This is a genomic window from Stenotrophomonas sp. STEN063 (assembly GCF_056854515.1).
Window position 1 is genome coordinate 1 of the sequence record NZ_JBXFWF010000002.1, and the last position, 22,161, is coordinate 22,161.

At 64.0% G+C, this 22,161-nt stretch carries 19 protein-coding genes and 1 pseudogene; 7 read left to right on the forward strand and 13 right to left on the reverse strand.

What is annotated here, in order from left to right:
• Nucleotides 1-100: 100 nt before the first annotated feature.
• Nucleotides 101-1,057, reverse strand: coding sequence for a chemotaxis protein (locus tag AC1VWL_RS00850; RefSeq protein ID WP_481533979.1), 957 nt, complete (start codon nucleotides 1,055-1,057; stop codon nucleotides 101-103).
• 113 nt (nucleotides 1,058-1,170) lie between these two features.
• Here AC1VWL_RS00850 and flgA point away from each other — a divergent pair, with 113 nt between their 5' ends.
• The 4 genes from flgA to AC1VWL_RS00870 all read left to right on the forward strand — a co-directional run bounded on the left by flgA (nucleotide 1,171) and on the right by AC1VWL_RS00870 (nucleotide 3,823).
• Nucleotides 1,171-1,815: a flagellar basal body P-ring formation chaperone FlgA gene (flgA, locus tag AC1VWL_RS00855; protein WP_481533980.1), complete on the forward strand. Its 645-nt coding sequence runs from the start codon at nucleotides 1,171-1,173 to the stop codon at nucleotides 1,813-1,815.
• Between the two features lie 62 nt (nucleotides 1,816-1,877).
• Nucleotides 1,878-2,180 carry a flagellar biosynthesis anti-sigma factor FlgM gene (gene flgM, locus AC1VWL_RS00860; protein WP_282271889.1) on the forward strand — a complete coding sequence of 101 codons (303 nt, stop codon included), beginning with the start codon at nucleotides 1,878-1,880 and terminating at the stop codon, nucleotides 2,178-2,180.
• A gap of 2 nt (nucleotides 2,181-2,182) precedes the next feature.
• A complete protein-coding gene (locus AC1VWL_RS00865; protein WP_481534018.1) occupies nucleotides 2,183-2,515 on the forward strand; it encodes a flagellar protein FlgN in 333 nt (110 codons plus the stop codon).
• A 114-nt stretch (nucleotides 2,516-2,629) separates the two neighbouring features.
• Nucleotides 2,630-3,823, forward strand: a complete 1,194-nt coding sequence (locus AC1VWL_RS00870) for an ATP-binding protein (protein WP_481533981.1) — start codon at nucleotides 2,630-2,632, stop codon at nucleotides 3,821-3,823.
• A 229-nt stretch (nucleotides 3,824-4,052) separates the two neighbouring features.
• Here AC1VWL_RS00870 and AC1VWL_RS00875 read toward each other — a convergent pair whose 3' ends face one another.
• Both AC1VWL_RS00875 and AC1VWL_RS00880 read right to left on the reverse strand, forming a co-directional pair.
• A complete protein-coding gene (locus AC1VWL_RS00875; protein WP_481533982.1) occupies nucleotides 4,053-5,783 on the reverse strand; it encodes an EAL domain-containing protein in 1,731 nt (576 codons plus the stop codon).
• Nucleotides 5,784-5,803: 20 nt separating this feature from the next.
• Nucleotides 5,804-6,784, reverse strand: a pseudogene (locus tag AC1VWL_RS00880) (sensor histidine kinase); the annotation flags it as partial.
• Nucleotides 6,785-7,184: 400 nt separating this feature from the next.
• On the opposite strand from AC1VWL_RS00880, the gene AC1VWL_RS00885 reads away from it, so the two are divergent.
• Nucleotides 7,185-9,959 (forward strand): bifunctional diguanylate cyclase/phosphodiesterase, encoded by a 2,775-nt coding sequence (locus AC1VWL_RS00885; protein WP_482985485.1) that lies wholly within the window; start codon nucleotides 7,185-7,187, stop codon nucleotides 9,957-9,959.
• Nucleotides 9,960-10,479: 520 nt separating this feature from the next.
• Here the strand turns inward: AC1VWL_RS00885 and AC1VWL_RS00890 are convergent.
• The 5 genes from AC1VWL_RS00890 to AC1VWL_RS00910 form a co-directional block, all read right to left on the reverse strand.
• The gene (locus AC1VWL_RS00890; protein ID WP_482985405.1) at nucleotides 10,480-11,670 is read right to left on the reverse strand and encodes a methyl-accepting chemotaxis protein; all 1,191 of its coding nucleotides are present in this window, start codon (nucleotides 11,668-11,670) and stop codon (nucleotides 10,480-10,482) included.
• A 126-nt stretch (nucleotides 11,671-11,796) separates the two neighbouring features.
• Nucleotides 11,797-12,411, reverse strand: a complete 615-nt coding sequence (hflD, locus tag AC1VWL_RS00895; RefSeq protein ID WP_482985406.1) for a high frequency lysogenization protein HflD — start codon at nucleotides 12,409-12,411, stop codon at nucleotides 11,797-11,799.
• A gap of 9 nt (nucleotides 12,412-12,420) precedes the next feature.
• On the reverse strand, nucleotides 12,421-13,542 hold the full coding sequence (gene mnmA / locus AC1VWL_RS00900) for a tRNA 2-thiouridine(34) synthase MnmA (protein ID WP_482985407.1): 1,122 nt from the start codon (nucleotides 13,540-13,542) through the stop codon (nucleotides 12,421-12,423).
• Nucleotides 13,539-14,003, reverse strand: a complete 465-nt coding sequence (locus AC1VWL_RS00905) for an NUDIX hydrolase (protein ID WP_482985408.1) — start codon at nucleotides 14,001-14,003, stop codon at nucleotides 13,539-13,541. Before AC1VWL_RS00905 ends, mnmA begins: the two co-directional genes overlap by 4 nt.
• Nucleotides 14,004-14,005: 2 nt before the next feature.
• Nucleotides 14,006-14,482, reverse strand: a complete 477-nt coding sequence (locus AC1VWL_RS00910; RefSeq protein ID WP_482985409.1) for a hypothetical protein — start codon at nucleotides 14,480-14,482, stop codon at nucleotides 14,006-14,008.
• A gap of 104 nt (nucleotides 14,483-14,586) precedes the next feature.
• Between AC1VWL_RS00910 and clpS the strand changes: the two genes are divergently transcribed.
• Nucleotides 14,587-14,907 (forward strand): ATP-dependent Clp protease adapter ClpS, encoded by a 321-nt coding sequence (clpS, locus tag AC1VWL_RS00915; protein WP_282272346.1) that lies wholly within the window; start codon nucleotides 14,587-14,589, stop codon nucleotides 14,905-14,907.
• A 323-nt stretch (nucleotides 14,908-15,230) separates the two neighbouring features.
• Nucleotides 15,231-17,510 (forward strand): ATP-dependent Clp protease ATP-binding subunit ClpA, encoded by a 2,280-nt coding sequence (gene clpA, locus AC1VWL_RS00920; protein WP_482985410.1) that lies wholly within the window; start codon nucleotides 15,231-15,233, stop codon nucleotides 17,508-17,510.
• Nucleotides 17,511-17,893: 383 nt separating this feature from the next.
• Here the strand turns inward: clpA and infA are convergent, their stop codons facing one another.
• The 5 genes from infA to trxB form a co-directional block, all read right to left on the reverse strand.
• Nucleotides 17,894-18,112 carry a translation initiation factor IF-1 gene (gene infA, locus AC1VWL_RS00925; RefSeq protein WP_005409596.1) on the reverse strand — a complete coding sequence of 73 codons (219 nt, stop codon included), beginning with the start codon at nucleotides 18,110-18,112 and terminating at the stop codon, nucleotides 17,894-17,896.
• A 98-nt stretch (nucleotides 18,113-18,210) separates the two neighbouring features.
• The gene (gene aat / locus AC1VWL_RS00930; protein ID WP_482985411.1) at nucleotides 18,211-18,945 is read right to left on the reverse strand and encodes a leucyl/phenylalanyl-tRNA--protein transferase; all 735 of its coding nucleotides are present in this window, start codon (nucleotides 18,943-18,945) and stop codon (nucleotides 18,211-18,213) included.
• Complete coding sequence (locus AC1VWL_RS00935) at nucleotides 18,942-20,084, reverse strand: GNAT family N-acetyltransferase (RefSeq protein WP_482985412.1); 1,143 nt, start codon at nucleotides 20,082-20,084, stop codon at nucleotides 18,942-18,944. The genes aat and AC1VWL_RS00935 overlap by 4 nt, the downstream gene beginning before the upstream one ends.
• Nucleotides 20,081-20,962 (reverse strand): metallophosphoesterase, encoded by an 882-nt coding sequence (locus AC1VWL_RS00940; RefSeq protein WP_482985413.1) that lies wholly within the window; start codon nucleotides 20,960-20,962, stop codon nucleotides 20,081-20,083. The genes AC1VWL_RS00935 and AC1VWL_RS00940 overlap by 4 nt, the downstream gene beginning before the upstream one ends.
• 35 nt (nucleotides 20,963-20,997) lie before the next feature.
• Nucleotides 20,998-21,966, reverse strand: a complete 969-nt coding sequence (gene trxB, locus AC1VWL_RS00945) for a thioredoxin-disulfide reductase (protein WP_303746396.1) — start codon at nucleotides 21,964-21,966, stop codon at nucleotides 20,998-21,000.
• Nucleotides 21,967-22,161: the final 195 nt, after the last annotated feature.

Consider the following 22,161-nt stretch of genomic DNA (forward strand, 5'->3'; position numbering starts at 1 on the left):
GGTCCGCCCGCTGATGGGACCGCCCGCCCGGCCCGCGCGCGGGGGGCTCCCGGGTGCTCCGCCCCCCCCCTCGCCGGCCCCCCACTACAGGAGCCATGGCTCAGCTGTACGCGTACTGGGTCTCAGCCACATGCCGCAGCCGCTGCAGCACGAAATCAGCCAGCTCATGCGGGCTGTACTTGGCCACGAAGGCGTTGGCGCCTACGCGCTCGACCATCGCGTTGTTGAATACGCCCGACAGGGACGTGTGCAACAGCACATAAAGACCAGCCAAACCCGGGTGGCGGCGGATTTCCGTCGTCAGGGTGTAGCCATCCATCGCTGGCATCTCGATGTCGGAGATCACCATGGCATAGCGTTCGGCCGGGTTCTCGCCCGATGCCTGGATCTGCAGCAGATGCTCCAACGCCTGCTTGCCGTCGGAGAGCAGGGTTGCACTCACCCCCAGCTGGTCCAGCACGCTGCGGATCTGTTGGCGAGCCACGCGCGAGTCGTCGACGACCAGTACCTGCATCTGTGGTGCATCGGCAGGCAGGGCCATCGAAGGGTCGAGCACGGCCTCGCTGCGTACCTGGGCAATATCGGCCAGCACGCTCTCGACGTCGATCACCTGGATCAGTTCGCCCTGAAAGCGGGTAACTGCGGTCAAATACGTCGATTCGGCGCCCAATTCCGGCGGTGGGTGAATATCTTCCACCGCAATGTTGACGATGCGCTCGACTCCGCTGACCAGGAAGCCCTGTACCGAGCGGTTGAACTCGGTCACCACCAGATAGCCTGGCGAGGTGTCAGCCTCGGGTTCGCGCTCGGGATGGCCGATGGCAAGGCCAAGATCCAGCACCGGCACCGAGCGGCCACGCACGTCGGCTACGCCGGCAAACTGGGTCGGCAGGCCGGGCACCTGGAACAGTGCCGGACGGCGCAGCACCTCCTGCACCTTGAATACATTCACGCCAAAAAGCTGACGTCCGCCAAGGCGGAACAGCAGCAGGGCAAGGCGGTTGTGGCCGGCCAGCCGGGTCCGCTGGTCAATTCGGTTGAGCAGGTCTTGTGACATGAGTGCTGTATCGGCTGCAGGTGCCGACAACTTGAGTGCTCGCCAGCCGGGCAATTGGCACGGCGCTTGCAGCGACATCCAGCGAACTGTTCCTGAGCCGGTGGCCGCCGCTGATGCGCTTACTCCTTTCTATCTGCCTGCTGTTGCCATCACTGGCCGGGGCCACCGCTTTCCAGCCGGTGGAGTCGATCCGTTCCGCAGCCCTGGCCACGCTGGGGGCAGGGGAGAGCGGTGAAGCCAATGTCGATGCCAACCTGCGCCTGCCGGCCTGCAGCCAGCCTCTGCAGGCCAAGGTCACCGCCAACACAACGGTTGAGGTCGCCTGTCCGCAGGCGGGCGGTTGGCGCTTGTTCGTGCCGGTGAAAGTGCGCCGGGAGCAGCAGGTACTGGTGTTGGCCCGGGGCGTGGCGGCTGGAGAAACGCTGGCAGCGGCCGACATAAGCAGTGTCAAGCGCGACACGGCACGCCTGGCTGGCGCCGTGCTGTTGAATCCGGAGGCGGCCGTGGGCCGGGTGGCGCGGCGTGCATTGAGCGCTGGCAGCCTGCTGTCGGCGACCGATCTGGTTGCGCCTCGTACCGTCCGCCGCGGCGATAATGTCGCCCTGGTGTCCCGCCGCGGCGGGGTGGAGGTGCGTATGGCAGGCAAGGCCTTGGGCGACGCTGGCGAGGGCGAACGGGTCTCGGTCGAGAACCTGTCTTCACGCCGGGTGATGCAGGGTATCGCCACGCCCGCTGGCGACGTGCTGGTCAGCCGATAAATTGCTAAAGAACTGGCCGGCGTTGCCGTTATCGTTTTTGAACCGAATCAGGACTCCATCACATGAGCCAGAAAATCGACGGTGGTATACAGGCCGCAGCGCAGTTGCGCAGCGTAGCCATCAACACCAAGGTGGCCGCCGCAGGCGATGCCAAGCCCAAGCCGGTGGAGGCAGCCGATAGCGTGCGCCTGACCGGCGAAGCGACCCAGCTGCAGGCCGTGCAGCGTGAGCTGAGCGCCGCCCCCGCCATCGACCAGGCCCGTGTGCAGGCCGTGCGCGAGGCACTGGAAAACGGCAGCTACAAGATCAATCCCGACGCCATCGCCACGCGCATGCTGGGCCTGGACCAGCAGCTGCAGGGATGAACCTGTCCATGGGCGACCCGTTGCAGCGCCTGAGCGAAGCGCTGGACCGCGAACAGCGCGCCTTGGCCGAGCACGATGTGCCGGCCCTGGTTGCCGCCACGGGCAACAAACTGGAAGCCCTGCGCGAGCTGGAGCGGCAGCCCCCGCTGCATGAAGCCGAAAAGCTCAAGGAGCTGGCAGAGCGCAACCATGCCAACGGCATGTTGCTGGCTCGCCGCCGCCGCGAGGTCAACTGGGCGCTGCGTCAGCTTGGGCGTAGCGAGAGTGCGCCTTCTTACGATGCCAAGGGGCAGGCCCAGACCGTACATGCACGGCGGCCGCTGGCCGTGGCCTGATCGCTGCCAAACGCGGCGCCCTCGCCGCGATCAAGTACGCACATCCAGCTATAGTGGCGGCCTGTTCCTGAGCTTGTACCGGCCGCCGTGACCCAGATCGACAGCAGCACCCTCATGCCCATCCCCTCGGCGGCCACATTGCGAGCCCTCGGCGAGCGTGTCCAGCATGGGATGCTGGTCTTCAGCGGCAAATTTGAAGTCAGCATCGCCAATGGTCTGGTGCGCGAATTGTTTGGCGTGGATGGCCCGGGCAGTGTCGATCTTGGTCGCCAGCTTGAGGCCTTGTTGCCGCCGTTCGCGCTGTCGCAGGCCCGTGCTTCGGGTAGCTGGGTCGGCAGCCTGCCGGTTGGCGAGCGGGTCATCACCCTGCATCTGCACCATCACAGTGATGAGGCCGGCGAAGCCTTCCTGGCGCTGTTCCAGCATATCGACGGCCCGGAAGACTACGAGCGCGAGCTGCAGCAACGGCATGCCGAGCTGCGTCAGGCCTATCTTCGCTTGAACGGTACCCAGGAAAAGCTGCTGCAGTCGGAGAAGATGGCCTCCATTGGCCAGCTTGCTGCCGGCGTCGCCCACGAGATCAACAATCCGATCGGCTACGTCCACTCCAACCTGGGCAGCCTGCAGGAGTATCTGCGCAGCCTGTTTACGGTGATCGAGGCCTATGAGCGTGCGTTGCGCGCGCCCGATCCGAAGGCCTTGATCCCGGAAATCGATGATATCCGCGACCGTCTGGACATCGATTTCATCAGTCGCGACCTGCCGCAGCTGATGGCTGAATCACGCGAAGGTATCGAGCGGGTGACCCGCATCGTGCGCGATCTCAAGGATTTCTCGTACTCCGGCCGCGACGAGTCGTGGAAGCTGGTCGACCTGCATGCCGGCCTCGAATCGACCATCAACATCATCTGGAACGAGCTCAAGTACAAGGTCACGCTGGAACGTCGCTACGGCGAACTGCCGATGATCGAATGCCTGCCATCGGAGCTCAACCAGGTCTATATGAACCTGCTGCTCAACGCCGGCCATGCGATTGCCGATCGCGGCAATATCGTGGTCAGCACCGGCGTCAATGGTGATGAAGTGTGGGTTGAGTTCAAGGATGACGGCGCAGGTATTTCGCCGGAATTGCGACAGCGCATCTTCGACCCGTTCTTCACCACCAAGCCGGTCGGCAGCGGTACCGGGCTTGGCCTGTCGATCTCCTACGGCATCATCAACAAGCATCACGGCCGCATCGACCTGGACAGCACGGTAGGCGAGGGCTCCTGCTTCCGCATCGTGCTGCCGATCCGCCAGCCGAAGTAATCGGCGGGCGCGGCTGCAGGATTGTGGAATTGCAGGATTGTGGGAGCGGCGTCAGCCGCGAAGCTGGTGGCGTGTCGGTCATTGCAATATCTGCAATCACCGATGTCCTGCAGGCGGCCTTTCATCGATGCATCCTGCAATTGCGCCGGATGCATGTGGGTCTGAGTTGTCAGTAGCTTCGCGGCTTATGCCGCTCCCACAAAAAAACAGGGAAAGGACTGGCTGAAACCTACGCCGCCCCCACACCCTGCTTTTCATCATGGGTGCGGAAGGCCTGGCGGATGTGCTCGCGCAGCTCGTCGTCGTTCCATGGTTTGGTCAGGAAACGGTAGATCGCACCGCGGTTGATCGCGTCGGTGACGGTGTTCAGATCGGTATAGCCCGAGAGCACCAGGCGGATCGTGTCCGGATACAACATCTTTACCCGGCCAAGGAACTCGGTGCCGCTCATGTCGCTCATGCGCTGGTCGGACAGGATCACCTGCACGTCATTGATTGCCAGCAGGTCGAAGGCGTCACGCACATTGCCGGCGGCGAGGATCCGGTAACCATCGCGGCGGAACAGGCGCACCAGCGAGCGCAGCACGTTTTCTTCGTCGTCCAGCAGCAGCAACGTGCGGTCAGGACGGGTTTCGGCGAATGCCTCCGGCCGCAGGTAGCGGCGCCGCAAGGTCATGCCGGCGGCGTCGGCCGACATCGGCTCGCCAAACAGATAGCCCTGGAACACATCGCAGTCATTGCGGCGCAGGAAGCCAAGCTGGGCCTGCGATTCCACGCCGTTGGCGATCACCGTCATGCCCAACTGGTGGCCCATGGCGATGATGGCGCGGCTGATCGCGGCCTCACGGTTTGCCGCAGGTGCGCTCTTGATGAAGCTGCGGTCGATCTTGAGCTTGTCCACGGGATAGCGGACCAGTGCGCTCAGGCTCGAATCACCGGTACCAAAGTTGTCCAGGCACAGGCTGATGCCTTCGTTGCGCAGGTTGGCCAGGGTCTCGTGGACGAAGTTGACGTTGTTGGTCAACGCGCTTTCGTTGATTTCGAGGGTCAGCATGCGTGCAGGCACGCCGATGGACTGCAACATCGCCATCACTTCGGTGAAGAAGTTCGGGCGCAGCAGCTGCAGGGTCGATACGTTGACCGCCACGTTGAAATCTTCGAACCCCTGATCACGCCAGACCTTGGCTTGGCGCAGGGTCGTTTCCAGCACCCAGGCGCCGATCTGCACGATGATCCCGAGCCGCTCGGCGGTACGCATGAAGCGTTCGGGCACCAGCATGCCCAGCGTAGGGGACTGCCAGCGCAGCAGCGCCTCCATGCCCATGACGTGACCATCGCGGGCGCTGACCAGCGGTTGGTAGCGCAGCCGCAGTTCACCGTTGTCGATGGCGTCCACCAGCTGCCGCGAGATGATGCTCTCGCTGTGCGCACTGCTGGGCTTGTGCAATACGTGCACGTGCACCGCGTTGCCGCCTTCGCGACCGGCCTGGTGCAGGGCGTCTTCGGCCAGATCGAGCACGCCGGTCGCGGTATTGGAATGCTCGGGGCAGAGGCCAACCCCGATCTTGGCAGTCAGGAACAAGGTGTAAGGCAGCACCGACAATGGCAGCTCGATCTGCTGGCGTATCTGCTCGGCGAAGGCCTCCGGTGTCGGTGTCTGGCTGCTGCGGGGCACCGCGATCAGGAATTCGTCGCTGCCGTGTCGCCACAACTTGCCGCGGTCGCCCAGAAAGCCACGCAGGCGCTCGGCGATCAGGATCAAGGCCTGATCACCCACCTCGGCACTCATGTTCTCGTTGACCGATGCGAAGTGGTCGATGTCCAGGTGCAGCAGCATCAACGACGTGCCGGTGCGGTTGGCGGCGTCCACCAGGGTGGCCAGCTCGGGATTGCCCGCACCCAGCCGTGCAGGGCGCGCGTCGTTGCGGTCACCGAGCGAAGGAGGGCTGTTGTTCCACATCGGGCGGGGTCCTTGGGGGGTCACTGTGCGTCCATTGCGTAGGGTAAACGCAGATCAATACGGGTGCCTGCACCCGGCGCGGTCTCGATTTGCAGGCTGCCGCCGGCACTCTGCGCGCGTTCGCGCATCACGATCATGCCTAGACCGCGCGGGCCGGCGGGGTCAAAGCCTTCGCCATCGTCCACGACCTGCAGGTGCAGGTCGCCAGTGTCGCTGTTGCGCAGCGACAGCGATACCTGGCTGGCGCTGGCGTGACGCAGTGCGTTGGTAAGGCTTTCCTGGGCAATACGGAAACAGGCCTGCTCGACCTCGTTGCTGGGACGACGCGGCAGCGCATCCACATCCAGCAGAAGTTCAACGTCGGTGGAGCGGAACAGCAGCCCGGCCTGCCAGCGCAGCGCAGCCTCCAGGCCCAACGCATCGAGCTGCGGCGGTCGCAACAGCATCGACAGATTGCGTAGCTTGATCACCGTGCTGTCAGCCAGCTCGATGATCTGGTCGATGTCGTCCTGACGGCGCGGCTTGTTTTCTTCATCGCGGGCTGCGCAGGCGGCCAGTTTCATTGCGGTGATGGCCTGGCCGATGTCGTCATGCAGATCACGTGAGATGGAGCGACGCTCATCCTCCTGCAACGAAAACAAGCGGCCCGCCATGGCCTGCAGCTCGGCGTTGCTGGTGGCCAGGGCAACCCGGCCATGTTCCAGCTCACTCAAATCGCGGATGACAAAGAGTTGGCAGGCTTTGCCATCATGGTGCAGCTGCTGGGTGGTCACCATGGCATGAAAAGGCTCGCCGCCCATCCGTGACAGCTGCACCGGGAGCTCGCTCTTGCTTGAACGCGGGCCATGCCTGCCGAGGTTGGTCAGCGACTGGATGGCGCCATCGCTGCGACCGGCGCCCATGCCCAGAATGCCGCGTGCGGCTGGGTTGGCATAAAGAACGGTATCGCCGTCGGCAATCACTACGCCGTCATGCAGTAGCGCTCCCAGCTGTTCGAACTCGGCAGGCAGCCGGCCATGCAAGTGCGCTGCCGGCATCCATGACCGGAGCTGGTACCAGAGCAGCATGAGCGCCGCACAGATCGCCATCGCGATGGCCGTCACACTTTGGCTCCGCCAGCCCGATGAATTCGCATCCGTTGCCAGCAATACCGCCGCACCGGCCGTCAAAAAAACGGCCAAACCAAGCAGCCAAAGCATGCGTACACGCCGCCGCAGGAGTGCGAAGGGCACGGGTGGAGCGGAAGTGGCCGGATCGGCTTGCATGGTGAGCGGGGGTTTGGACAAGCGTCGGCGCAGTTTAACGGCTTGTGCACATAGCGCACGACGAAGTGCTCAATTCTGCCGAGTTGCTGCCGTTATCGAATGGGTACCCGGTTTGTCGGGCGTGGAGATAGATCGCGTGGATCGCGGCGTCATAGCTAGCCTGCTTCGTCACCCGTTGAATGCGGCCGTCGTGCTGCTGGACACGGACGGGCAACCATTGGCCGCCAATGGCATGGCCAGGGAGCTGGGCCTGCCCGAACGCCTGTCACGTTATTGCGCGCAACTTGCCGGCATCCGGCAGCGGCTGGACCGGCACGAGGCAGTGGCCTGCCCGCTGCCCGGTGCCGGCGAGCGGTTGGACGGCTGGCTCAGCGTGGTCCAGTCGCCCTCGGCGGTGCCGTTGGGGTATTTGTACTCCCTGGCCAGCGATACCGAGGCGCGCAATGCCCGTTGGGCGATGGCGATGGAATCGGCAGGCCACAGTCTGTGGGACTGGGATATCGTCAGCGACGCGGTCACCCGCGCCAGTCCGGCGCATGTCGCCAACGCGGCGCAACCTGGCATCGGCCTGCTTGACGAAGTCCATCCGGACGACCAACTGCAGCTGCGCCAGGCCATTGCCGCGCACCTGCATGACCCGCAGGTGCCCTTTGCCTGCCAGTTTCGCCTGCGTCAGGCTGACGGCAGCTGGCATTGGGTGCTGGATCGCGGCCAGGTAGTTACTCGCGCAGGGGATGGTCAGCCGTTGCGGATGGTTGGTACGTATACCGATATCCAGCAACAGAAGTCGCTGGAGGACGAGCTGCGTTCGCAGCAGGCCCTGCTGCGCCGCGCCCAGCGTGTGGCTGGCATGGGCAGCTGGGTATGGGAGCCGCAGCGCAAGCGCGTGCAGTGGTCTGAGGAATTTGCCGCCGCCATTGGCTGGAGCGATGCCGCGCTACCGACCGGACGGCAGTGGTTGCGCAATCTGAACAGCGATGCCCGTACGCATCTGTTCTGCAGCTGGCGGCGCCTGCTGGATGAGGCCAAAGGTGGCAGCTTCGATATCACCTGGGGTCGCGACCCGGTGACCCAGCAGCAGCTGCGCATCTGGGTGGAGCTTGATTACGATACCGCCGGCAGCCTGCACCGCGTGTTGGGGCAGGTGCAGAACATCAGCAATCAGCGCCGTACCGATGCCTTGATCCGCTGGCGCACCGAATTGCTGAACCGCGTGTCCGCGCTGGGCCGTATCGGCGGCTGCGAGATCGAGGTCAGTACTCGCGCGATGCAATGGACCGAGGAGTGCTACCGCATCCACGGCCTGCGCAAGGCGCCGATGACCCTGGACCAGGCATTGGACCTTTACATCCCGGACTCGCGCGACAACTTCGAGTCGGCGTTGCTGCGCATCGCCGAAGGCGGGCTGCCGGAACAGCTTGATCTGTGCTTCTATCGTCCGTCCGGGCAGCGGGTGTGGGTGCAGGTGCTGATCGAACTGGACCAGCGTGATGGCTTGCCCGAACGATTCGTCGTGCTGTTCCGCGACATCACCCGCGAACGCGAGGCCGATGAACGGCTGGAACTGCTGGCCCACTACGACCTGCTGACCGGCCTGCCCAATCGCATGCTGCTGCGTGAGCAGGGCTCGGAAGCGATCATCGAGGCGCGCGAACGCGGTGCCATCCTGGCGATGCTGTTCATCGACCTGGACGGCTTCAAAAGTATCAACGATACCTTCGGTCACGCCACCGGTGACATGTTGCTGAAGGCCGCGGCGGCGCGCCTGCACCAGAACCTGCGCAACGCTGACCTGTTCGCTCGCTTCAACGGTGATGAGTTCATCGTGATCCTGCGCAACCTGGTTGAGCCTGATGACGCCGGTCATGTGGCGCGCAAGCTGATTGCCTCGCTGGCCGAGCCGCTCTACCGCGAGGATGTCACCTTGAAGGTTGGCGCCAGTGTGGGTATCGCGCTGCTGGACGAAGGGCGTAATGACTTCGACAGCCTGCTGCGTGCGGCCGATGCGGCCATGCATGCGGCCAAGGAGGCCGGTCGCAATACCTACCAGTATTACAGCCAGGATGCGTTGGCTCGCACCCAGCGCCGGGTCGAGATCGAACATGCATTGCATGGAGCGGTCGAACGCGACGAGTTCAGCCTGGTCTACCAACCGCTGGTGCACGCCAATGGCGACGCCATTCCCTCGATCGAAGCGCTGCTGCGCTGGAACAGCGGCAGGATCGGCTCATGCAGTCCCGCCGAGTTCATCCCGATTGCCGAGAAATGCGGCGAGATCATCCATATCGGCGACTGGGTGCTGCAGGAAGTCTGCCGGCAGGCCGTGGTCTGGCAGCAGGCCGGGTTGAAGTTCGAGCGCATCGCGGTCAACGTCTCGGCGTTGCAGCTGCGTGATCGCGGCTTTGCCGAGCGCGTTGTCAGCATCTGCCAGCAGTACGGCTGGCCGCCACAACGGCTGGAGCTGGAGCTGACCGAGTCGGCGCTGATCCGCGACACCGATGCGCTGCGCCAGTGTTTTGATGTCTTCGAACAGCACGGCATTCCGCTTGCGGTGGATGATTTCGGTACCGGTTTCTCCAACCTGCATTACCTGAACCGTTTCCCGGTGCAGCGACTGAAGATCGACCGCAGCTTCGTGCAGGGCATGTTGCACGACGTCGGCACCGCCGAGGTTACCCAGGCCATCGTGCACCTGGGTCATGCGCTGGGCATGTTGGTGGTGGCGGAGGGCGTGGAAACCCCGGCCGAAGCAACGATGCTGATCCAGCAGGGCTGCGATGAACTGCAGGGCTATCTGTTCTCGCGACCACTGCGACCGCGCGAGATGGTGCAGTGGTTGCGCAGCGGTCCGGGCGAGTTGCTTGAATCGCCGAGCCAGGGCGCGATCACCACAGTCAGCGCAACCCACTGATCGACGGCAAGAACAAATACAAGCCCGGCTGCCTGATCCGCAGCCGGGTTTCTTCGACCTGTGGGAGCGGCGTAAGCCGCGAAGCTGGCGATGCTGGCAGGCCTTGAGCCGATGATGTGTGTGTTTCGCGGCTTGCGCCGCTCCCAAAGGGCATTGTGCGCGCACGCATGTTGACCGGTTGGGGCGGTGTCTCAGGGAACGGACAGGTCCCAGTCGATGCTGCTTGTGAGCCAATCGGTCTCTTCTGTCTGACCAGGGGGCGTGTCTTGAGCGCGCAGTGCACGCAGTTCCAGCAGCTCCCGCCGTGCATGCTGTTCAAGCCGCGCGAGTTGTTCGCGTCGACTCAGCGGGGTGCCGTTGGCGATAGGTGATGGAAGCATGGCGTCATCAGCCTGCGATGCTGGCTCGGCGTTGCTGTTGGCGGTGGAGCGGGGTGTCAGCATATATCAGCGTGGTTGCAGCAACAGCAAAGCCCCGGCCAAGGGCCGGGGCTCGGGTGCGGGGATGGAGCAGTGCGAAATCAGAACAACTCTACCGTGCCAGCGCCCATGCTCTGCTGGGACACCGGCTTGTGCGGCGGGCGTTCCCATTCCACGCGCATTTCGCGCAGGCGGTTGCCGGTGCGCTGCAGTGCGCTGACCATCTCGCCATCGAAGACGCCGCCGTTACGGTGCAGCAGTTCCTGCAGCGCCACGGCTTCGCGGTTGATCGCGCCAAGACGGTCAAGATGGGTGTGCACGCCGCCCAGGGCCTGGGTGGCGATGTCCTCGAACTGCAGGGCGCGCACGGCTTCGGCGACGCTGCCGTCGATGGCACGGCCGCATTCGGAGATCTCGCGCATGCCATCACCCAGCGAGGCGTTGATGGCGGCAACGCTGTCCAGCATCGATGCCGCTTCGTGGCGGGCTTCGCGGGACCGGTCCATGTCGCGTGAGGCCATGTGGGTGACGGTTTCACGCACCTTGGCAATCGCGTCCTTGGAGCTGTGGGCCAACTTGCGGATCTGCTCGTTGAAGGTGGTGGAGCGCTCGGAGAGGTTGCGCACCTCGTCGGCCACCACGGCGAAGCCACGACCGGCTTCACCGGCACGCGCGGCTTCGATGGCGGCATTCAAGGCCAGCAGGTTGGTCTGGTCGGCGATCGACTTGACGTCTTCGAGCAGGGCGAAGATGCCATCCAGGTGCTGTGCCATCTGGTCGATGTGCTGCACGGTGTTGCTGCTCTGGCCGCTGACCTGCTCAAGTGCTTCCACCAGCTGTTCCATCTGGTGGCTGGCATTCTGGGCGAAGCGGGCCACGTCGACACCGCCGCCACCTTCATCACCGGCGCGGTCAACGATGCGGGCCAATGCCTGGCTCTGCTGGCGCGACTTGCGGCTCATCGCATCGAAGCTGCCGCCCAAGCCGCCGACGGCCTGCCGGATCAGCTCGCGGGCGCGCTCGATCTCGCTGCGCGAACCATCGATTTCGTTGCTGACAAAGCTGCGCAGTTCGTTGAGCAGCTGGTCCTGCTCTTTCAGCACCTTGGCGTGCTCAGGCGAGCGCTTGCTTTGCGAATGCACGCTCCACCAGGCAAACACCAGCCAGCTCAGCACCATGGTGGTCAGGATCGCCCACAGGGCCGCGGAGGGCCAGGACAGGGCGGCAGCGACCACAACCAGAAGGGTGAGGACAAGCGGGGCTGCCAAACGGATTGCAATACGTGAATACATGGACGTTCTCGGGAGAGTCACGAATGCAGTATCGGCAGTGGGCAGGGTGTCTTTAGCCCACAGAGGTGAATCCCGGGAGGTTTTGCGATGCAGGCCCGCAACCCATGCGATTGCGGGCCTTGAAAATCAGCGCAGACGGCGCTCGATGGCTTCGAGCATGGACTTGCGCGAGAACAGGAAATCCCAGTAAGCGCCGCCAAGCTGGCGCCACAGCACCGCCGAGCGTACCGCGGCCAGCAGCAGCGCCCGGATCTCCGACACCACCATCGCCTGGCCCAGGTAATGCGGGTTGCCCTGCACCATGATCTTCGGCTTGAGCTGGCTGATGGTGTCCGCATACAGCGCGCCCATCGCGCTCAGTACGTCCGGGTGGCAGCTGTCGCCGCGCTCGCGGGCAATGCCGGCGGCGCGCTCGATGCCGGCTTCCACCTTGTCGACCGTGGCGCCTTCGCGCACGAAACGACGTTCCAGCTGCATCACCGACAGCGCGAGCCGCGGCAGCAGGTCGTCCTTGCCCTGGTTGCGGAAGTAGTCGCGCAGCAGGCGCAGTCCGGGTTCCACCTGGTTGGCACTGCCATACACGGCAGCGGGCGAGCTGGCATCAATACGCATTACGCTGTCCATTGCGGTACGCACCACGGCGCTCTCCGAATGGCCGGTTTCTGCGATGCGGCGGACCTGCTGCAAGGCCTGGGCAATGCCAGCCAGGGCAAGTACGCGGTCATCGATGGAAAAGGTCATGGTCATCTCTCAAGGGGAAACAGGGGCGGCCAAACGGCGCTCCAGGGGTGCATCGGTGGCGGCGATCACCGCGCCGCCCAGGCATTCCATGCCGTCGTACAACACCAGCGACTGGCCGGGGGTGACGGCGCGTTGCGGGCGTGCGAAATGCACGTCCAGCGTACCGTCATCACGTACCTTCACGGTGCAGGCTTCGTCCGGTTGGCGGTAGCGGGTCTGCGCGGTGCAATCGAATTCACGGGCGGGTGGGGCACCGGCAATCCAGTGCATGGTTTCGCTGCGCAGCCAGTTGGACTGCAACCAGGGGCTGTCATGGCCCTGGTCGACGTACAGGATGTTGCGGGCCACGTCCTTGCCGACCACGAACCATGGTGCTGCCGGGCGCCCACGCACGCCGCCGATGTTCAGGCCTTCGCGCTGGCCAAGGGTGAAATAGAACACGCCGGGGTGACGGGCGATCAGCTGGCCGTCGGGGTCGTGGATCTCGCCCTCGCGGGCTGGCAGGTACTGGCCAAGGAATTCGCGGAAATCGCGTTCGCCGATGAAGCAGATACCCGTCGAATCCTTCTTGGCATGGGTGGGCAGGCCGGCGTCACGGGCGATGCGGCGCAGCTCGCTCTTCTCCATGTGCCCGATCGGGAACAGGGTGGCTGCCAGCTGGGTCTGGCCCAGCTGGTGCAGGAAATAGCTCTGGTCCTTGCCGCGATCGGCGCCGCGCAGCAGGCGCCAGCGGCCGCCGGAGTGGTCGACCTGGGCATAGTGACCGGTGGCGATGCGCTCGGCGCCCAGCTCGCGCGCGGCGTCCAGGAAGTGCTTGAACTTGACCTCGCGGTTGCACAGCACATCCGGGTTGGGCGTGCGGCCAGCCGCATATTCGGCCAGGAAATGCTCGAACACACCCTGCCAGTATTCGCTGGAGAAATCGCGGAAGTGGAACGGGATGTCGAGCCGGCCGCAGACCGCCACGGCGTCGCGGCGATCATCTTCGGCACGGCAATGGCCGCTGCCATCGTCGGCCCAGTTCTGCATGAACAGACCGGCGACATCCAGGCCTTGCTGGACCAGGGTAAGTGCTGCCACCGACGAATCCACGCCGCCGGAGACGCCCACCACGATGTTGGGATTGCTCACGGTGCCACCTGTCGCACAATCGAAAGCGGGTAGCGCTGCCCGGCCAGCCAGTCGGAAATCGTATGCCAGACCAGCGGGCTGCGCAGCCGCGCCATATCGGCCTGCAGGGCTACCGGGCTCATCCACAGCGCCTGCACGATGCCGGTATCCAACGCCTGCTGCGGGTGGTGCTGCAGCGGTTCGGCGGAGAAGGCAAAGCGCAGGAACGGCGTGCCGTCGACGGCCGTCCATTGATAACTGCCGATGAAGCCGGTCAGGTGCACGTCCCAGCCGGTCTCCTCGCGGGTTTCACGCACGGCCGCCTCGAGCAGGCTCTCGCCTGGCTCGAGATGGCCGGCCGGCTGGTTCAATACCCGCCGGCCGTTCTTTTCTTCTTCCACCAGCAGCAGTTGCCCTGCGCGGGAGACCACGGTGGCCACGGTCACATGTGGCGCCCATCGCTGGGACTGCAGTGCATTCACGCTCAGTACTCGTCCTTGGACGTCATTTCCAGCTCGATCGCATCTGCGCTCTTGGCAGCGGCGTCGATGGCATCGGAAATCACCTCGGCGCTGGCATCGGCGTCAATCTTGACCACGAACATGGCCACCTCGCCCTGCTTGACCCAACCGCCGAGCTTGGAGTCGTTGGAATCCTCCAGCAGGCGGTTGGCGACCAGTGCCGGGAACTGCGGACCTTCGGACTTGTAGCCCGGCGACCAGATTTCGCGCACGTGGTGGCTGCCATAGGTTTCGACGTTGGAGCGCACGAACACCAGCTGGGTACGGTCGTCGTCCATTTCAAAGACCAGCTGGTAGTCACCATCGCTGTCTACCTCGTACTTGTACTTGAGGGTATCAAGCAGGCGACCGACCGCACGGTCCGGTTCGCCGGCAAAAGCGGTTCCAGCGGCGGCGGTGGCCAAGGTCAGCAGGGCGATGCTGAGTACGGACTTCTTCATGTTTTCCCCAAGGAATGGATGGTTAGCCGGTAAATTGTGCGGGGGCGAGGGGGCAGACGTCCAATGGTCAAAAGACAGCCAACTGGAACGGCTATAATCGCCAGATGTCCCAGAAGACCCAACACGACAGCGAACACGGCCTGCTGGTAGCTCCCGGCAAGCCCGAGGTTGCGCCCCCGCCGCAGTACCAGGTGATGCTGCTGAACGACGATTACACCCCGATGGACTTCGTGGTGACCGTCCTGCAGAGCTTTTTCTCGATGGACATGGACAAGGCCACCCAGGTGATGCTGCACGTCCATACCCGCGGCCGTGGCATCTGCGGTGTGTATACCCGTGAAGTCGCCGAGACCAAGGTTGCCCAGGTCAATGAGTTCTCGCGGATGAACCAGCACCCACTGATGTGCACGATGGAGCGGGCCTGAGCCTGCTCCGGGCGCCGATCCTGCGCCCGGCTTTGTGCCCATGCGGCATGGTTATCCGCATCGGCGGCGCAGCGGTCACTTGCCGGCTGTAGAACTGCCGGTATGCCCGGGTGCAGGAGTTTCGGCTGGCGGAACGATCCGTTTCGCGCGAGACACACAATCCCGATCCAAGCCCCTGTTCCTGCGTCGAAAGTGAATGCAGGATTCACGGAGGCGGGCGATTTGCCGTGCCTGCCGGCCCGGCGTCTACATCTTCGTCATTACGGTGCTGGAAAAATCGTCGTCAGGCCGCATATTGTCTCCAACCGCAACCGGAGTGCCTTATGTTCAGTAAAGACCTCGAGCAGACCATTGGTCAGTGCTACAAGCGCGCCCGAGAAGCCCGTCATGAGTACATGACGGTTGAACATCTACTGTTGGCGTTGTTGGAGAATGCTTCGGCGCAGGCGGTTCTCAAAGCCTGCGGCGCGGACCTGGAGCGCCTGGGTCGCGAGCTGGAGAAGGCGATCAATGCCTCGGTCTCGTTGCTGGCCGAGGATGACGGCCGGGATACGCAGCCGACCCTGGGCTTCCAGCGGGTGCTGCAGCGGGCCGTGTACCACGTACAGTCCTCCGGCAAGAAGGAGGTCACCGGTGCCAATGTGCTGGTCGCCATCTTCGGCGAGAAGGAGTCGCACGCGGTCTATTACCTCAACCAGCAGGACGTGACCCGCCTGGATGTGGTCAATTACCTGTCCCACGGCGTGGGCAAGAGTGGCGATGACCCGGAAATGTCTTCCCCGCTGGAAGGTGAGGGCAGGACCGAAGGCAGTGAGGGGGAAGGCAAGGGCGATTCCCTGGCCGAGTTCGCCAGCAATCTCAACGAACAGGCCAAGGCTGGGCGGATCGATCCGCTGGTTGGGCGCCGCGACGAGATCGAGCGCACCATCCAGGTGCTGTGCCGCCGCCGCAAGAACAACCCGTTGTATGTCGGCGAGGCCGGCGTCGGCAAGACCGCCATCGCCGAAGGCCTGGCCAAGCGCATCGTCGATGGTGAGGTGCCGGACGTGCTCGCCGATGCGGTGATCTATTCGCTGGATCTGGGCGCGCTGGTGGCTGGCACCAAGTACCGCGGCGACTTCGAGAAGCGCCTGAAGGGCGTGATCACCGCGCTGAAGAAGATTCCCAACTCGGTGCTGTTCATCGACGAAATCCACACCATCATCGGTGCCGGGTCGGCGTCGGGTGGCACCATGGATGCGTCCAACCTGATCAAGCCGGCGCTTGCTTCGGGTGAGCTGCGCTGCATCGGTTCGACCACGTTCCAGGAATACCGTGGCATCTTCGAGAAGGATCGTGCCCTGGCGCGGCGCTTCCAGAAGATCGACATCGTCGAGCCGACCATCGGCGAGACCTTCGAGATCCTCAAGGGCCTGCGACCGAAATACGAGGCGCACCACAGTGTGACCTATGCCGACGATGCATTGCAGGCGGCGGTGGACCTGTCGGTCAAGCACATTGCGGATCGCCTGTTGCCAGACAAGGCCATCGACGTGATCGACGAGGCCGGTGCGCGCCAGCGCCTGTTGCCGGAAGGCCAGCGCAAGGAACGCATCGACATCGAGGAAATCGAAGCGATCGTCGCCAAGATGGCGCGGATTCCGGCCAAGCAGGTCACGGCGACCGACAAGGATGTGCTGCAGCATCTGGAGCGCAACCTGAAGATGGTGATCTTTGGCCAGGACCAGGGCATCGAGTCGCTGGCTTCGGCGATCAAGCTGTCACGTTCCGGCCTCGCCAGTCCGGACAAGCCGATCGGCAACTTCCTGTTCGCCGGCCCCACCGGCGTTGGCAAGACCGAGGTGACCCGTCAGCTGGCGTTGCAGCTGGGTATCGAGCTGGTGCGCTTTGACATGTCCGAGTACATGGAGCCGCATTCGGTCAGCCGCCTGATCGGTGCGCCTCCGGGCTACGTCGGCTTCGACCAGGGTGGCCTGCTGACCGAGAAAATCGTCAAGACGCCGCACTGCGTGCTGCTGCTGGACGAGGTGGAGAAGGCGCATCCGGACATCTTCAATATCCTGTTGCAGGTCATGGATCGTGGCGTGCTTACCGACACCAATGGTCGCGAAGCGAACTTCAAGAATGTGGTTCTGGTGATGACCACCAATGCTGGCGCCACCCAGGCAGCGCGTCGCTCGATCGGCTTCACCAAGCAGAACCATGCAACCGATGCGATGGAAGTGATCCGCAAGAGCTTCACCCCGGAGTTCCGTAACCGCCTCGATGCCGTGGTGCAGTTCCAGCCGCTGGGCTTCGAGCACATCCTGCGGGTCGTGGACAAGTTCCTGATCGAACTGGAAATGTTGCTGCAGGACAAGCATGTTTCGTTGTCGGCCACCCCGGCTGCCCGCGAATGGCTGGCCCATCACGGCTTCGACGCCGACATGGGCGCGCGTCCGATGTACCGCGTGATCCAGGACAAGGTGAAGCGCCCCCTGGCCGACGAACTGCTGTTCGGCAAGTTGTTGAACGGCGGCAAGGTCAGCATCGATGTCCGCGACGGCGAGCTGATCGTGGAAACCGAGTCCGAGCCGGAGCATCTGTTGCCGGCAACGGTGTAAGCCAGCTCCTGTGGGAGCGGCGTAAGCCGCGAAGCCAGGATTGTGTCGGCGCAAACAAACCCCCGCATCCAACGATGCGGGGGTTTTCTTTTGCTCTGGTCCCTCCCTTGTGCCGCAGGCGCAGGAGAGGGTTGGGGGGCTTCGTTGCCTCTGTAGTGCCGAGCCATGCTCGGCATGGGGCATTACCGGTAGCGCTCCTGCCGAGCATGGCTCGTTACTACGGGGGGCATTGCTGGTAACGCCCCTGCCGAGCATGGCTCGGCACTACGGTGGGCATTGCTGGTAACGCCTCTGCCGAGCATGGCTCGGCACTACATGGAATCCTGGCCACGCGAAAAAGCCAGCGCTAAGGCTGGCTTTCTGCTCACGCTCGACTTACCGCATTACTTCATGCGGTAGGTGATACGGCCCTTGGTCAGGTCGTACGGCGTCATCTCAACCTTGACGCGGTCACCGGTCAGGATGCGGATGTAGTTCTTGCGCATGCGGCCGGAGATGTGGGCGATGATTTCATGCCCATTTTCCAAGCGAACACGGAACGTGGTGTTCGGCAACGTCTCGCTGACGGTGCCTTCGAACTCAATGGAGTCGTCTTTCGACATGTAGTCCTGTGCGGTTCTGCGGACGGCCAATGGGCCTAAGGGCGGGCATTTTACGCTGTCGCGGGCCGGGATGCAAAGTTTGCGTTAAGCGCCAGCATTCAGGCCAATGACGAGGCCGCCAGCTCGCCAAATCTGCGCGTCCAGCTGCCTGCATCGCTGGGTTGCTGGACCAGCTGGCGCACGCTGTCCAGAAACACTGCGCGGGGCAGGTGCTCCGCACCCATCCGCAGCAGGTGCGGGTTCTCCACCTGTGCATCCATCAATGGCCAGCCCCACTCGGCCAGGGTGCCGGCCAGGGCTGCGAGCGCCACTTTCGAGCCGCCACTGCGGCCGCTGAACATGCTTTCGCCGAAGAACATCTGGCCGATGGCGACGCCATAGATGCCGCCAACCAACGCTTCGCCATCAAACACCTCCACCGAATGCGCATAGCCGAGCTGGTGCAGGGCGACATAGGCCTGGTGCATGTCGGCGGTGATCCAGGTGCCATCCTGGCCGGGGCGCGGCGCCAAGGCGCATGCCTGCATGACCTCGGAAAACGCGGTATCAGCGCGGATTTTCCAAGTACTGCTGCGCAACCCGCGCCGGAAGCGCGAGGACAGGTGGACCTGATCGGTACGGAACACCATGCGAGGGTCCGGCGACCACCACAGCAGCGGCTGGCCCTCGGAGAACCACGGGAAGATGCCGCCAGCATAGGCGTTGAGCAACCGCACCGGGCTCAGGTCGCCGCCGACGGCGAGCAGGCCATCGGGTTCCTGCAAGGCCAGCTCGGCGGGCGGGAACGGCGCATCGCTGGCGCTGTCCAGCAGGAACGGACCTTTGTTGCTCATTGCGATGGATCTTCCTGCTTGAAGGGCGAATGGCGCAACAGGTCTGCGGCATAGGTCGCGACATCCTCGCGCTCGCGGCCGCACCAGTCGCGTGCCGCCTCGCGGAACTGTGGATGGGCCAGCCAATGGTGGCTGCGAACCTGTGTCGGAAGAAAGCCGCGCGCCAGTTTGTGCTCGCCCTGCGCACCGGGCTCGAAGCGCTGCAGGCCTTCGCGTAGGCAGTACTCGATGCCTTGGTAGTAGCAGGTCTCGAAGTGCAGGCCGGGCAGGGTGGCGCCGCCCCAGTAGCGCCCGTACAGCGTATCGGCGCCACGCAGGCACAGCGCGCCTGCAATCGGCTCGCCATCCTGGATCGCCAGGAACAACACCAGCTGACGCGGCATCTGCTCGGCCATGTGGCGCAGGAACGCCAAAGTCAGCGCCGGCGCGTTGCCGTACTCGGCAAAGGTCTGCAGGTAGAAGCCGTGCATGGCGCGCAACTCGTCCGCGCTGGCCTCATCGCCGTGGCGCACGACGAAGCTGATACCGGCGCGGACAACCTTGGCGCGCTCCTGGCGGATGTTCTTGCGCCGCTTGTGATCCATCGCACCGATGAAGTCATCGAAGTTCTTCCAGTCCGGCTGGCGGCGCCACTGGAACTGCACGTCATCGCGCTGCAGCCATTGCGCGCCGAACAGTGGGTCTTCATCGGCGAGATGGAAATTGATATGTGCGGACGACAAGTCGTTGTCCTGCACATGGCGCACGACGGCCTCGATCAATGCCTGCCGATCAGCGTCGTAACGGGCCAGCAAGCGCGGCCCGGTGACCGGCGAATAGGGCACGCCGCACAGCCACTTCGGGAAGTACTCCAGACCATGGCGTGCATACGCGTTGGCCCAGGCATGATCGAAAACGAATTCGCCGTGCGAATTCTGCTTCAGGTAACCCGGTGCGGCGGCGACTAGTTCGTCGTCGCGCCACAGGCTCAGGTGCTGGGCCTGCCAGCCCCATTCCGGGCGCAGGCAGCCATGCTGCTCCAGTCCACTGAGAAAGGCGTGGCTGATGAAGGGGTTGCTGCCGTCATGCAGGCCATCCCACTGCGCGGCGCGCAACGCTGCAAGGCTGGGCAGGACGCGAAGTTGCAAAGGCAGGTTCATGGTTCCAACGTCAGTACATCGATGACGGGTGGGTTGAACAGGCGCAATGGCAGGCCGATCTCTCCGCTACCGCTGGTGGTGAAAACACGTATCGGACCGCAGGCGCCCTGCATGACCTGCTCACCGCGATCGAAGCCATAAGCGCTCGGAATGACCTTGCGGTACAGCCAGGGGATGCGGATCTGCCCGCCATGCGTATGCCCGGCGAGCACCACGGCCACATTGCCGGCGCACACCTGCATGGCGCTGTCGGGGTTATGGGCAAGAATGATCGTGGGTCCAAGCAGTGCTTCGCCTCCGAGCAGGAAGCGCGCGTCATCCCGCCCTGCCCAGCGGTCTCCGAGGCCCGCCCAATCCACACCATCAGCGTCCCTGAGCAAACGTCCTTCAATGACGTTCATGCCGTGCGCGGCGAGAGCGGCACGCAAGGGTTTGTCGATGTCGGGGCCAGGTTTTTGCTGGTCGTGGTTGCCGAGTACCACAAACGCGGGCGCGCGTAGGTCCGCCAGCGGCGCGAACAGCTCCTGCAGCGACAGGCCTTGTGGCTCGTAGGTCAGGTCGCCGGCGATCGCCACCGCGTGGACATCCTGATCGTTGATGCGCTTCACCAACCGCTCAAGGAAGCGCCGATCCTTGTAGACGCCCAGGTGGATGTCGCTGACCAGCGCGATACGTGTAGCGGTACCAGTACCTACCAGCGTGGTGTGCCTGGTCACGATCATCTGCGGCTCGATGAAGCGTGCCCAGACGAACACGCTGGAGCCGAGCAGCAGCACCACGATGGCTGCGCGGTGCTGCCGTTTGCGCCAGCGCCACAGCAGCCAGGCGATGACAGGAAAAACCAGCCAGCTGCCATGGAACAGCAGCTGCTTGATCATCAGCTTGTCCATGGCGGGCTGGCCGGGTGGGGCGCTCAGGCGCCCTTTTCGTCCAGGAAGCGCTCGGCGTCCAGTGCGGCCATGCAGCCGAAGCCGGCCGAGGTGATGGCCTGGCGGTAGTGCTGGTCGGCAACGTCGCCGGCGGCGAAGACGCCTTCGACCGAGGTCATGGTGGCGTTGCCGCCCAGGCCGGAACGGATTTCCAGGTAGCCGTTGTTCATTGCCAGCTGGCCGGTGAACAGCTCAGTGTTGGGCTGGTGGCCGATGGCGACGAAGAAGCCGTGGGCTTCGATATCGCGGGTGCTGCCGTCCAGAGTGGACTTGACGCGCACGCCGGTGACGCCAGCGTCATTGCCCAGCACTTCGTCGACCTGGTGGTGCCACACGGTTTCGATCTTGCCGGCGGCGACCTTGGCGAACAGCTTGTCCTGCATGATCTTTTCCGCCTTCAAGGTGTCGCGGCGGTGGACCAGATAGACCTTGCGGGCGATGTTGGACAGGTACAGGGCTTCCTCAACGGCAGTGTTGCCGCCGCCGACCACGACTACGTCCTGGTCGCGGTAGAAGAAGCCGTCACAGGTGGCGCAGGCAGACACGCCGCGGCCCTTGAAGGCTTCCTCGGACGGAATGCCCAGGTATTTGGCAGTGGCGCCGGTGGCGATGATCAGCGCATCGGCGGTGTACTGGGCGTTGTCACCGGTCAGGGTGAACGGGCGCTTGGACAGGTCGGCGGTATGGATGTGGTCGAACACCACTTCGGTTTCGAAGCGCTCGGCATGCGCCTGCATGCGCGCCATCAGGTCCGGACCCATCAGGCCATGCGCATCGCCCGGCCAGTTGTCGACCTCGGTGGTGGTCATCAGCTGGCCACCCTGCTGCAGGCCGGTAACGACCAGCGGCTTCAGGTTTGCGCGTGCGCCATAGACCGCAGAGGTCCAGCCGGCGGGGCCGGAGCCGAGGATCAACAGGCGGGAGTGCTTGGTCGGGAGGCTGGAAGTGCTCATGTATACTCGCGAAAGTCAGGATTGGTGGCCCGAACGCGGCATTCCGCAACTGTCCGGGCAAGCCAATAGAGTGGCGGTCTGACCCCGGTGAATCAAGGCACGTGAATGGAACTGCGCGGCCCGTTGGATACAACTCCGCGGTTTCCCGCATTGCCGCCGCCTCCGTCTGGCGGCTTTTTGACGTTTTCTGTCTGT